This is a genomic window from Streptomyces sp. NPDC086549 (genome assembly GCF_044746205.1).
Classification (GTDB): Bacteria; Actinomycetota; Actinomycetes; order Streptomycetales; family Streptomycetaceae; genus Streptomyces.
In genome coordinates this window covers 1-12,810 of sequence record NZ_JBIVBS010000037.1, presented here as the reverse complement: position 1 = coordinate 12,810, position 12,810 = coordinate 1, and the positions used below count along the sequence as shown (strand labels likewise).

The 12,810-nt window shown below is 67.3% G+C and carries 6 protein-coding genes; 2 read left to right on the top strand and 4 right to left on the bottom strand.

What is annotated here, in order from left to right:
• Positions 1 to 50 precede the first annotated feature (50 nt).
• Positions 51 to 3,737: a hypothetical protein gene (locus tag ACIPSA_RS49455; RefSeq protein WP_402648382.1), complete on the bottom strand. Its 3,687-nt coding sequence runs from the start codon at positions 3,735 to 3,737 to the stop codon at positions 51 to 53.
• A gap of 278 nt (positions 3,738 to 4,015) precedes the next feature.
• Positions 4,016 to 5,572 carry an ISL3 family transposase gene (locus tag ACIPSA_RS49450; RefSeq protein WP_402648380.1) on the bottom strand — a complete coding sequence of 519 codons (1,557 nt, stop codon included), beginning with the start codon at positions 5,570 to 5,572 and terminating at the stop codon, positions 4,016 to 4,018.
• 147 nt (positions 5,573 to 5,719) lie between these two features.
• On the opposite strand from ACIPSA_RS49450, the gene ACIPSA_RS49445 reads away from it, so the two are divergent.
• On the top strand, positions 5,720 to 6,481 hold the full coding sequence (locus tag ACIPSA_RS49445; RefSeq protein WP_402648378.1) for a hypothetical protein: 762 nt from the start codon (positions 5,720 to 5,722) through the stop codon (positions 6,479 to 6,481).
• 229 nt (positions 6,482 to 6,710) lie between these two features.
• On the opposite strand, the gene ACIPSA_RS49440 is transcribed toward ACIPSA_RS49445, so the two are convergent.
• Positions 6,711 to 8,012, bottom strand: coding sequence for a hypothetical protein (locus tag ACIPSA_RS49440; protein WP_402648375.1), 1,302 nt, complete (start codon positions 8,010 to 8,012; stop codon positions 6,711 to 6,713).
• Positions 8,013 to 8,100: 88 nt separating this feature from the next.
• On the bottom strand, positions 8,101 to 10,764 hold the full coding sequence (locus ACIPSA_RS49435) for a Helicase associated domain protein (protein ID WP_402648371.1): 2,664 nt from the start codon (positions 10,762 to 10,764) through the stop codon (positions 8,101 to 8,103).
• A 689-nt stretch (positions 10,765 to 11,453) separates the two neighbouring features.
• Here ACIPSA_RS49435 and ACIPSA_RS49430 point away from each other — a divergent pair.
• Positions 11,454 to 12,458, top strand: a complete 1,005-nt coding sequence (locus ACIPSA_RS49430) for a DUF932 domain-containing protein (RefSeq protein WP_402648368.1) — start codon at positions 11,454 to 11,456, stop codon at positions 12,456 to 12,458.
• Positions 12,459 to 12,810: the final 352 nt, after the last annotated feature.

Sequence of the window (12,810 nt, the reverse complement as noted above, 5' to 3'; positions counted from 1 at the left end):
GTGCGCCCGCGGCCGGTGACGCACCGCGTTCGTCGTCCACCGAAGGACGCTCACCAGGCATGCGGTGGCAGCTCCACGTTCTTGGCGTAGCCGAGAAAACGGTTCTGGGGCATAACAGCTTCAAAGAGCTGCTCCCAACGGCTTGCCGCCCTCTCCCTGCCCAGTTTTCGTTCCATCTCGGCGAGTGCCACATACGCTCCCTGCGTGCACTGATCCGCACGGGCGAAGGCGGACAGGATCTTACGCAGACCGTCGGCGAGCGGACCATCGCTCGTGACGAGGCTGATAGCGAAGTTGTACGCGGGCACACTCGAATAGACGACGAACAGCTCACGTAGGCGACGGAGGGCAGTCTCGTCATCCCCGGCACGGGCCGCTGCGCTCGCGAGAGCGCATAGGCTCTCGATATCGCACGGGTCAAGGTCGAGCGCGGCCTCCATAGCGGTGCGGTAACCGTCGGCGTTGCCTTCGGCGAGGCACTGTCGGGCGTTGACCCGGAGCACGGCAGGCGTCACCGCCCGGGCTTCGCGGCCCGCGGACGCCAGGGCGCGATGTGTCATGGCGAGGGTCTCGTCCTCAGACTCGGGGAGGTCGGTGCACTCATCACCGACAAGCCAGCCCACGCACCGGCTCACCTGCGCCTCGGGAAGCGGACGGGTTTCACCCGCGAGCCAGGAGAGGGCGAATACGGCACCCGCCTGCTCCAACCCGCGCACAGCGACAGGGGAGCCGGACGCGGCCTGCAACATGAGCTGGTAGAGCACGAAGCCCGCCTCGCCGAGGAAATCAGCCAGAGCGGCTGAGGACGTCGGGGAGCCGGCTGTGTCGGCCCGGGTCTCAGCCGCCCGTACGAGAACCTCGGAGAGCAAGCCCTGCAGAGACTTGCCTTGGCCCTCCTGCAGTCTCTTGCCCAGCGCGGCGGCCTCGACGGCGGCCGGGAGATCGTCGGTGGCCAGCAGGAACTCCGCGGCGGCTCTCACCAGAAGCCCCTGGCATCCCTCGCACTGCTTGTGGACGGCCTTCCTGATCCGCAATCCTTCGAAGATGAGCAGCGCGGCCTCGGCCGGCCGGCCGCCGAACAACAGGATCCGCGCGCACAGGACGGCCGCCTCGATGAAGTCCGACACATGCTCGTTGATGAGGTACTCGTGGCGGCCCGCCATCAAGCCCATCATGTCGACATCCTCACCGGTGACGTAGGCCATGCTCACCCTGGTGTCATGCAGTACGGTCGTAGCTGATTCCAGGGCACCCGCAGCGTCACCGCGGTGCAGCGCCACGTGGCCCGCGGTGAGGCGGGTCATGATCCAGTCCCGGCCGTCGGTCATGGAATCGAGTACCGAGCCCGCCTCCTCGATCCGACCGGTCATGAGGAGGAAGTGTGCGAGGAAGGGTTTGAACTGGTCGGGGTGATTCTCGACCTCCCCGTCCGAGCGGCGCCCGCCTGACGAGGGTTCTGTTTCCAGGCCGGAGATCAATTCGCGGAGCAATTTGAGTGCGTCGAAGTTGGCGCCCACTACCCAGCAGATCGGATGGTGCAGCTGTTCGGCATAGAACGTCGCGGCAGCCTGCCACTCACGCAGTCTGACGAGAGCGCGGCAGTACGCCATCGCCTCCGCCCGGTCGGACACCTGGCCACGGGTGAACCACTGATAATAGCCGTCGTCCCAGACGCTCATCTCCTCGAAACGACCGCGGAGCTGGTCTCCGATCGCCTTCACCAGCTCTTCCACGCGATCGGGCGGCGATTGATCAGCGGCGACCAGCGCGCTGAGCGGATGACAGGCCAGTCGGCCGTCGGCGGTCTCCTGAGCGAGCCCGGATGCACTGATCGTCTCGATGAGCCGGCCCAACGCCTCGTCGTCCGCCTCCTCCCTGAACATGAGAGCCCCGAGGTCAGCCAGATCGACGGACCCGCCCATCACGCCGGCGGCGAAGACGGCTAGCCGCGCCTCGACCGGTAGTTGCGCGGCGGCGTTCGCGAACAGCCGCTCCCTGATCGCCACCGCTCCCTGCCCGCCAGCGAGCGCGTACCCCCTAGCACGCAGCCAACCAGTCAGGTCCCTCCGGGCGTCCACCGACCGTCTCGTCTGGCGGGCCAGGAGCTGCAGTGCCAGCGGGTGTCCACCGAACGTGGCCGCGACGGTGGCCGCGTCGACCGGCGTGATGTCCATGCCCACCGCCGCGAGCAGTCCCTGTGTCTCCGCGGTATCCAGTGCTCCGACGGTTCGGCTGACCACTCCGGCGCGGAGACCCCCGCCGCTCGCGAAGTAGTCGGACGGGACGACCCGGGAGGTGGCCAGCACCCGGCACACGTCGGAATCAGTGAGCTGCACGAAAAAGCGGTACGCGTCATCGGAGGCGAAACCGAGGTCGCTCTCCGTCCACTGCGTCGGGTTCGTCGCCTGCACCTGCGCGGCCTCCAGGTCACCGATGGCGAGAGGCCGTTGGTAGCACCGCAAACAACGCTCGATCCCGTCCAGGAACAGGAGTGTGCTCTGCTCGGACAGCGCCTGGACGACCTTGTCCGGTGTCACTTCTTCCGCGGGTCCGATCCCGAGGAAGGCGGCGAGTTCCCGCAAGAAGCCTGGAAAACTCCCAGCACCGCAGCCGTCATAGAACGAGTACCAGAACTGTCGGCGCTCCGCCCTGCCAGGTTCCGACCGCAGAGCCTTCCAGGCGTCCCAGGCCAGTGCGCTCTTGCCGATGCCGGGGACACCGATCAGCAGCATGACCGCAGTGTCGTTCGTCGCGAATCTCGCCGTGGACACTGCGTTGCCTTCGGCCGGGCGGGAGAGGAATTCGCTGATGTCGGCGCGCAGCGCGGCGCGGCCGATCGCTCTCTCCGTTTCCAGCAGTAGGTAAGGACGCGACGCCCTTACCTGTAGCGCCCGCTCTCCAGGCGTTTCTTCGGCGTCCCGGCGCGCATCGTCCGTGGATTCGAGCGATGAGGCATGATCGACGTGGGTACTGATGATGCCGGTGATGAATCGCTTGACCTGGCCGTACACCAGGGAATCGCGATCGGCCACCTTGCAGATGCCGATGTGGTCGGCGTCGACGGGGATCGGCCGGACACGAGGTAGGCCCGGGTTGGCCGATGTTTCGTCAACGACCCGCACCCCTTTGGTGGGGTACGCCTCGAAGAACACCAGGTTGCCGATTCCAGACTCGCAGGCCCAGTCGCGATAACGGTCGTTGAGGTGACGCAGATGGGCACTGTTGCGTTGGAGGTCCTTCACCGCTTCGGTAGCCCGGTAGACGATTCCGAGGGAGTCGACAACCCGGGTCACGCCTGAACCGGTGTTCGGGGTCCCCAGGAAGACCACACCCCGGGCGGCCGTCGCGAACGCGGCGTAGTCCGTACGTCCCTCGGCCGCGTGCAGCAGAATCTCCTTGGCGAGCAATCCGCCCATGCTGTGGGTGACGAAACACAAGGGACGCTGCCCGATGCCCCGGTTCTGCAACTGGGCCATCAAGTTGACCGCTCGGTCCTGCATCGGCATCGCACGGCCCCGCCACCCTGACGACCACGCCTCGTAGCCCACCGACCACACAGCCACACCGTCGAAGTCCTCCGCCAGCCACGCGGGCCAGAACGACGATGTCTCTTGACCTCTACCTTTTCCCTTCCCTTTCAACGTCCACGTCTTGCGCGCATCGCCGTCAAGCCCGTGAAGGAACACCACATCCATCAAAGCCATTTCTGGAACATGCACTGCGACGACCTCAGCCAATCTGCCCCCTCCTGTCCAGCAGTGTCCGTGATGACCCAACTCATGCTACGGCCGGCCCGGGGTTCTCACGCCACCTTGCGGGAGAGGATGTTCTCTTGGGCGGTGCGTGTAGTAGGTAACAGGCTGCCCGGCCACCAGAACCAGCGGCCCCGGTCGAGGGCAACGGCCAGGACGAAGATGGCTCTCCGACTGGGCGGGCCTTGTCGGGCCTGCATGAAGACCTCCTGACAATGGATCCCAGCGGGCGCGACGGAGCTGACCTCTGGCAATGAGGGCAGTCATTGGGCGGTTGATGCAGGCCACGACCGGGTGAGGATGCGGGCCCGGAGGAGTTCGAACGACGCTCGACCGTACATAGCCCGCTTGAGCGTTTTCACCCGGTTCACGTGCCCCTCGACGACCCCGGAGCTCCAGGGCAGGGTCAGGCCGGCGGTCACCGCGTCGAGGTCCTGGCGGAGGAAGCCAGCGAAGCCATTCATGGGCTTCGGTGCGTCCTGCTCTGCCTGCCGGATCCACTCCAGCAACAGGTATCCGCGCTGGTGACGGACCATGTCGGCGAAGGCGCGGGCGAGGTCGCAGGCTCGGGTGATGTCCGGGCAGGCAAGCCGGACTTGGAGGAGGCGCTCGTCCTGGCTTTCAGTGAGCGTCTCCCGGGGCCGCATGATCCACGAGGTGATCTTGCGGGGGCTTGGGATGTCGGCCCGGACCGGTTCGGCGGTGCCCGCGCGGAGGGCGGCGAGGTGTTTGCGGACGACCTGGCGGCTGCCGCGATAGCCGCGGGCCTGGATCTCCAGGAAGAGTCGGGTGCCGCTGACCTGGCCTTGTGCTTCGGCGAAGCGGGCGTTGAGGTATGCCTTGAACGGTTCCAGGACGCCGTTGGGTCGGCGGTCGCGGGCGGAGGCCAGCAGCTCGTCGAGGTCGGTGTCGCGGAAGCGGCGCACGGTCTTGCGGTCGAGGTTGAGACGGTGGGCGATGGCGCTGATCGTCCAGCGTTTCTCCAGCAGTCGGTGGATGTCCTCGTAGCGGTGGCGGGTGCGTTCGATGATCTGGGTGCGGGGCAGCTCCGTGGGCGGCAACAGCATCGTGGGTGGCTCCGGCACCTCGGTCACAGTCTCCTCGTTGGCGCGTTTGCGCAGGCAGTCGCGGTGTTGATGGCAGGTCTTCTCCACCGCGGCGGACAGGTTCTGCAGCAGGTGCCAGCGATCCGCGACTTCGAGGGCGTCGGGGGCGGCGTCCTTGACCGCCTTTGTGTAGGCCGTGGCCCGGTCCCGGCAGATGATCTCGGCTCCGGGATGCTCGGTGAGCCAGGCCGCGAAGGTCTCGGAGGTGCGGTCGGGCAGCACGTCCACGACCCGGCTGGCCTCGACGTCGACCAGCACGGTGCCGTAGGTGCAGCCCTTGCGGAAGGCGAACTCGTCCACCCCCAGCACCCGCGGGGCACGGTCCGGCACTGTCGGCGCCGTCAGCAGCCTGAGCAGCCGGGTCCGGCCGGCGGTCAGCCGCAGTCGGCGGCATAGCCGTGCGGCGGGACGGCCGCCGAGCTCAATCGCGATCGAACGCAGCCAGCCCGCCAGCCCGGTACTGGACCGGCGGTAGCGCGTGGAAAGGCCCGGCACCTGCTCGACGAAGGTCGTGCGGGAACAACTTTTCCGGTCGCAGAAGTACCGGCGCACTCGCAGCCGGACGATGACCCGGCGTGATCCCAACGGCCGTTCATCCAGGGTGCGTTGATAGGTGCTGTGTACGCGGCGGGCCTGCTTGCGGCAGTTCGGGCACCGGGCTGGGCGGGCCGTCGACATCGCCTCCACCACCAGGATGCCGGAGGAGTCGTTCACCCCCTCCACCCTCACGTCGATCCCGGGAAACAGCACATCCTCAACCGTCTTGCTCGCCACGGCAGGAAGTACGTTGCCGAAACGATCCCGCGTTCCTGCCGCTGACCTGGGGATTCACGGAACTGCGGACAGAGCCGATTTCAACGAGTGCCATCAACCCGGAACCAGAGCAGCCACATCCTGCTGCCGGGGCCAGGCGTCGGCACGGAGGCCTGCACCATTGGCACGGCCATCGACTACCGGCTGCGCTTGGCGTTCACCGCTGCCCAGCCAGTCGACCCCATCGCACGCGCCGGCTTCCTGCTCATTAGCAGCGACGGCTCCGAAGCGGGTCGGCAGATGCGGGCCGTGGGCGAAGAACTCGCCGAGCGACTGAAGGAAACGGTGCTGCGTCGGCACCTCGACAACCGCGAGCTGCCGATGGATCGGGCCCATGACGAGGAGGAGGACCTGGCCCGCCTGCTGATCGCTGCCGCGTGGTACCAGGTCAACTACCGCACGCCGATCGGATTCGCCTACACGCCGCTGGCCATCACCGCCCGCGAAGACCCCGCCGCCTTCACCCTCGAACGGCTGCTGGACCTCCCGCACCGCGACATGGTGACCGACCTCGTCGCCCAGCTCCACAAAGCCTCAGAAGGCCCCCTGGCCGCCTTGCGGGCCCGCACACGGCCGGAAGACTGCACTCCGGCACTCACATTCCCCACCGACCGGATCGCCCTGACGCCGACCTGGCCGTCGACGGGCTGCCGCTCGACTTCAAGAGCACCCGGTACACGCGCACGCTCCGCCAGGCCGAAGCGTGGCAGCTGGCCGGCTACGTGCTGCTCGACACAGACGACCGCTACCGGATCGACACAGTCGGCCTCTACCTCTCGCGCTCCGGCACGCTGGCCAGCTGGCCGGTAGAGGAGTACCTGGATCTGCTCGGGGCCTGCCGCCGCGATGTCACGGTCTTCCGTACCGTCTTCACCGAACTGCTCGAAGGGTGCACCGCCGACCAAGAACCGTACGACCCGACGGGATCCAGTAGGCCGCCGGGGCTGATTCCCGTCGAGGGTGCCCCCATCGGCGCCGTGAGTATCGCCGGCGGGCGAAGGAGGGGCCTGTGCTGCCCAGCGGACTGCGGACACACCGTCTACAGCAGGAAGTCGACCGTGCAGTTGATGCGCTTTGCGAGGTCGCCGATCGTGTATGGAGCGCTCGGTTTGAGCGCGGACACATTGTCGACCAGGTTGTACTGGATACGGCGCTGGTGGGCACCGATCCCCTGGAAGGTCAGCGGGACCATCTTGAGTAGGTGGATGTCGGTCCAGCCCGGCGTGGTGAACCAGCCGTTCGGAATCGGGAAGAAGCGGTCGAAGGCTTCAAGCGCTGTGGGGATCTCGTCCGCTGGGATACCGGAGTACTCCGCCATCCACTCGAACTCCTGTCCTTCCCTGTCCTCCAGGTAGAACCCTCCCCATCCCCACAGGAACTGCTGCCAGAAGGTCGCGTAACGCCGGAAGTTCGGCTGTTCCCGCAACCACTCCATGCCGTCGTGGAACGTCCTCGGGAGAGCGTGGTAGGTCAGCCCTTGGAAGAAGAACGACTTCCCGTCCTCCGACATGAGCTCCGGAGGGCCGTCGGGGTGCGCGAGCGCGTAGTCCACGGCGGCCTTGAGGATGGCGAGTCGTGCGCGGTGCTCGAAGTACATGCACGCCTGAAGTTCGGGATGTTTGCCGTCCCGGAGCATCGCCTGATAGCTCGGGCTCTCGGTCGACTCGGAGTGAGGGTCGAAGTCTCCCCCGTCGATCTCGTGTGCGTAGCCGAGGGTCAGCTTCGGGTGATCTCCATACGCCTCGTAGAGCATCGCCAGCGACTCTTCAGGGGCCCTGGCGAAGAAGGTGCCGTTGTTGATCTGGCGGTGGTAGGTCTTTGCTGCGATAGCCCCGCCAGCCCCCGCTCTTGCCAGACCGTTGATGACCTTGACGAACTTACGCTCAACGCCGTAGGAGTGCCGCCACAAGCCGATGAGCCTCGGCTCCACGAAGGATCCGAACCCCTTCTCCTCGAACAACTGCGGAGCCGTCGTGAAGTCATCGAAGCAGACGACGTCCAGGCCGAGAGGCTCCATCTTGCGTGGAGCGGACTTACGGTCCTCCCACCGGGTGATGAAGAACGCTCCGTGCTGGAGGTCCAAGTACTGCATCCACCCGACGACCTTGAACAAGTCTGTGAAGCCCCACTTCCCGCCCTTGACTTCGATCAGCCGCTGCATGGCTTTGTCCGGCGTGTAGTCAGTGACGAAGATGTCGAGCTCGAGGAGGTCAGCCGGATCGGACTCGACGATCTGCTTCTCCACGAAGTGACCCGACGCCTGGAACAGTGCGGCGATGTAATCCTCGAGCTCCTCGCCGGCCCCGGGGATGTCCGGCAGCTTCACGACCTTCTTGCTCATGGGCAACCCTCTCTGTGCCGAGCGACCATATCGGCGGCGATCACAGGGCGGCGACGGGTTTCTGGAAGTCAGCCCCCGTACCACGCTGCTAGCCGGCCGCCCATTCGATGCCGAGTTCGGTGAGTGCGGCCCGCTGCTCGGGGGTGAGTTTGTCTCGCCTTGTCTTGATGTTGGTGATCCACACGCCCAGACGATGCTCCGCCTCGTTCGGTAGCACCTCTGTGTGGCCGCGCGGGACGTGGTGGTGGCCTTCGCGGGTGATGTACTGCGCGAGTGCGGCGATGCCCCTTTGGAAGGCTACTGAAGGCCTCCTTCCAGCCTCTCCGTGGCCCTTGGTCGTCGGGGTTGATAGCGGCCGCTGTACGGCTTCGATGCCGAGCTCGGTCAGTCGGTGCTGCTGTTCCTCGGACAGCTGCGTCCAGTTGCGGCGTTGCCGGGTGATCCATGTGCCGAGGTCGTCGCCGTCGTACATCACGCCGGGTGCGATGTCGGGCAGCCGGCCGCCGGGTTCGTCGCTGGCCAGGGCGGCGAGGACGCGGTAGTGGCGTTGCCAGTCCAGCGGCCAGGGGCAGTCCCAGTCGGCGTCGATGGCGGCGAGCTGTGTCGCCCGGGTCTCGGCACGCTTGCCGTTTTTGCCCAGTCCGTGGGGGCGGCGGAGGTTGGTGATCAGCTGTCCGATGGGCACGCTGGTGCCGTCCGGCCCGTTCGGGTCGGGGCCCTCCCACAGCGCGTCTTGCCGCGGGGCGAGGTGTCCGTGGGCGCGGTGGTAGGAGCGCAGGACAGCGAGCCGGTTCTCCCAGGCTTCTTCGCCGGGTTCCCAGACCATGCCTTCGGCGTCGAGCTGCTGGATGCGGTGGGGGTCGAGGATGTCGGTTCGGCGGGCTTTGCGTTGCTGGTGGACCCACCTGCCGAGCGGGTACGAGTCGGTCACTCCGGCGGGGATCTCGGTGTCGTATGGGACGGCGTACAGCCCCGTGATGCCGTGCTTGGCGCGCCAGCGCCTGAGGGCTTGGTAGCCCTCGAGCCATACCCGTGATTCGGGTTGGTAGACGCGGTTGCGGAGGAATGCGGCGATGGTTGCCGCGTTGCGGGGGCTGGAGAAGTGGAGGAGCGCCGACCGCGTTCGGCCTCCGGTCTCGTCGGCCGGGCCCTCGGCTTCCGCACTGGCAGTGGTGGCGATGATGCGTCCGTCGGCGTCGCGCTGGACGTGGACTTTGCGTTGGCCGCTGGCGGTGGCGGGGGAGGCGATGTCTTCGACAAGGTGTTCCGAGTGGGAGCGCAGGCCCTGGAGCACCGCCACAAGCGGGCGGAACGAGGCGCTGGCGACCATGTCCTCCGGGTCCTCGCCGGGCTCCAGGAAGACCGGCACGATGATCCTGGCCACCTTGATCATGCCGTCCGCCTTCGGCCTCAAGGCCCGGCCGATGTTCTGGACGATTTCGACCTGGGAGCCGCGGGTGTCGGCGAAGCAGATCGCCTCCACACCCCGCTCGCCGGTGATGTCGATGCCTTCACCGAGGACGCGGACGGAGGCGAGGAACGCCCGGTGCACCCGGCGCCCTGCACCGTCGATGCCGTTGGCGAACTGCCGGATCGCCTCGCGCCGCTCCGCCACGAGGTGGTCGCCGCACAGCCATGCCGACCACACCCGTTCCGGTGGGACGTGCCGGCCCTCCTCCAGCTCGTAGAAGCGGGCGTCGATCGCCGACGCCGGCAGCTGGTCGGCGTCGGCGAGGGCCTGCTCGGGTACCTCGGTGGCGTACAGCTCGGCGGCCGTCTTGGGCACGCTGTCTGCGAACGCGGCGGCTTCTTCCACTCGGTGGTGGAAGGTCATGACGGTGTGCAGGTTGTGTTGGGCGGCGTGTTCGAGGAGTGCGGTCTGCAGTAGGGCCAGGCGCCGGCCGCGCACCTCCTCCTCCGAGGCCCCGGCCTCCGGCTCGGGGTCGTGGATCTCCAGAACGTCGATCTCGAAGGGGGCGAGGATGCCGCGTTCAATGGCTTCGGCGAGCCCGAGTTCGTAGATCCATTCGCCGTACGGGCCGTCCGGGTCGGAGACCATGGAGGCGATCTCGATCTCGCGTCCGTCCGGGCCTCGTACGGGTTGGGGTGAGGCGAGGATGCGGGGGGTGGCGGTGAGGTAGAGCCGGTAGGCGGCGGGGATGCGGGTCTGGTCGTGGATGGCGGCCCAGGCTTTGCCGAGAGCGCCGGCGGTGGCGTGGGCTTCGTCGATGGCAGCCAGGTCGAAGGGCTGCATGGTCTGCCCGTACAGCCGTGGCCCGCCCGCGAGAGCCGTCTCCAGGGGCCCGGGCAGGGTTGCCTGGCCTGTGGGGTCGTCGGGGTCTTTCCGGTCCACCAGGGAGGCGTACGTTGCCAGGACCACCACCGGCCCGGATCCCGCCCACAGCGCGAGCTGGATCGCATTGGTGGTCGTGGGCACCTCGAGCGCGTCCAGGACGGCGTCGCTCTCCAGGGAGCACACTGCGACCATGGGCCCGTGGTGGCCGACTCGGCGCCAGGCCTGAGCGGTCTGCACCAGCAGGTCGAGGGTCGGCACCATCACGAGGATCCGCCCGCCCCGAAAACAGTCGAGCGCGGCTGTGGCGGCAGTGATCGTCTTCCCCGAGCCGGTTGCGGACACCAGCGTGGCCCGCGCCCCCGAGGGGGGCACCACAGAACGTGCAGGAAATCCCGCCCAATCTCGGATACAGGATGTCGCCGTAATCTGATGTTCTCGAAGCTGAATGCCCGGCATCACATAATCTCCCCTGGTCCGTTTTCTGAGTGTATTCGAATATCGAACCCGAGTGGACGTCGGCCGTGAACTTCGCCTTCTACTGTCGGTTGGCGGTCGGCATCGCGGCCGACGGTTGAGCAGCCGAGCCCCGCAGCGAGGCGCGACGCCCGCGGTAGCGACTATCAGGATGCATCCCGCTCGAGTGCCCGAAACGGAACACGCTGGCATGCAGCCGGACAAGGGCGCAGCTTCGCCCTCGCACTGTGACATCCAGCTGGCAAACGGTGTTTGGGCGGTCGAGGGCGGCGCGGTGCGGGGGCGGTCGCCGGCGGGGCAGGGGCCGCTTCGCGGCCCCTGCCCCTTGCTGCGCGTCCGGGGCGTCCGCTTCGCGGCCGTCCCGGACCGAGCGCTGCGCACTCTCGCGCACTGCGGTGCCCGGCAGCCGGTCCCAGTGCGCTTCGCGCCCTGCGCCCTCGCTTCGCGCTGCCTGGCACCTTGCCCTCGGCGCTCCGCGCCTATGGGGCCGCCGACCACCCCCGCACCGCGCCGCCCTCGACCGCCCAAACACCGTTTGAACTGCGGAATTTCACCGTCGATTGCGCGTGAAAACCTCCCTTGAGTGATTCAAGTGCGGTATAGTTGTCTCGTCGGGTGGTTGTGGCAGACCGCCCAACGCCGAAGACGCCACCAACACAGGAGCGAACGAAATGGCTCACGAAATCGAGCAGTTCACCGATGGCACTGCCGCATTTGTCTCCGCGCGTGAAAGTGCCTGGCACAGGCTGGGTACCGTCACTGAGGGTGCGATGACTGCCGAGGAGGCCATGCGCCTCGCGGCCTTGGACCGCTGGAACGTGCGGCTGCTGCCCCTGACCGCGACCGAGCTCACGGCCGACGGCACCACGCCCGTGGAGGTCGCGCAGCACTTCGCGACCGCACGCACGCACCCGAGGACCGGCCGGACGGAGACGCTCGGGGTGGTCGGCAGTGACTACCACCCGGTGCAGAACGAGGAGCATGCCGAGTTTCTCAACCTCCTGGCCGACGAGTCCGGCGCGCACTTCGAGACCGCCGGATCGCTCAAGAACGGCCGTCAGGTCTTCCTGACCATGAAGATGCCCCAGTCCCTCACGATCGGCGGGCACGACGAAGTGGACCTGTACATCGCGGCGTTCAACAGCCACGACGGCAGCGCAGCCTTCCGTATCGTCGTCACACCGATCCGCGTGGTGTGTGCCAACACCCAGCGCGCAGCGATCCAGGGAGCCCGCTCCAGCTTCGTGGTCCGGCACACCGCCGGAGCGAAGAGCCGGATCGCGCAGGCCCGCAGCGCTCTCGGCCTGACGTTCCGTTACGCCGAGGAGTTCGAGAGGGCCGCTCAGCGCATGATTGAGGCCGAGATGACGCTCAACGAGCTGAGGTCGGTCGTCGATGAGCTGTGGCCGGTCAAGGACAACGACAGTGCCCGTGCCAAGACCAACCAGCGGCAGCGCTGGGGGGCGATCTCGAACCTGTTCGAGCGCGCCGACACCCAGGCCGGTATCCGGGGCACGCGGTGGGCCGGCTACAACGCCCTCACCGAGTACGCCAACCACGTGGCCCCGGCCCGGGGTAAGACCCCGGGCGACAAAATGGCCGCCCGTGCCGAGCGGATCATCAGTGGCACCTCGGACGCTCTGATGGAGAAGGCGTTCTCTCTGACCGTGGTCTAAATCTTCTTCCGGGTGGGCATCTCAATTTTGAGATGCCCACCTCGTATGTTTTTCGACGTAGGGCTTGTGGCCTTGCGGGGGTAGGCTGTTTCTGCCAGTTCTACATTTTGCATCACGGTGGGGATGCAGTCCGGAGTTGTCCGCCCCAGCCCGCCCCTGGTAGGTGCGGGCCCGAAGGGCCCTTGTGCGGGGGAGCGGAGCGGACCCGCGTGAGGCCTGGAGCGTAGCGGAGGGCCGTGCGGGGCTTTGCCCCGCTGTTCCGGGAGCGGAGCGGACGGAGCGTCAATCCCGGGGCTTCGCCCCGGGATTGGGCGGGACGCGGAGCGTCCCGCGTGCGCTCACGCGGAGCGGG

What these genes read in the sequence shown, in the direction of transcription:
- ACIPSA_RS49440 (WP_402648375.1), bottom strand. Translation starts at nt 8,012, where the DNA reads ATGAGCAAGAAGGTCGTGAAGCTGCCGGACATCCCCGGGGCCGGCGAG.
- ACIPSA_RS49435 (WP_402648371.1), bottom strand. Translation starts at nt 10,764, where the DNA reads ATGCCGGGCATTCAGCTTCGAGAACATCAGATTACGGCGACATCCTGT.
- ACIPSA_RS49430 (WP_402648368.1), top strand. Translation starts at nt 11,454, where the DNA reads ATGGCTCACGAAATCGAGCAGTTCACCGATGGCACTGCCGCATTTGTC.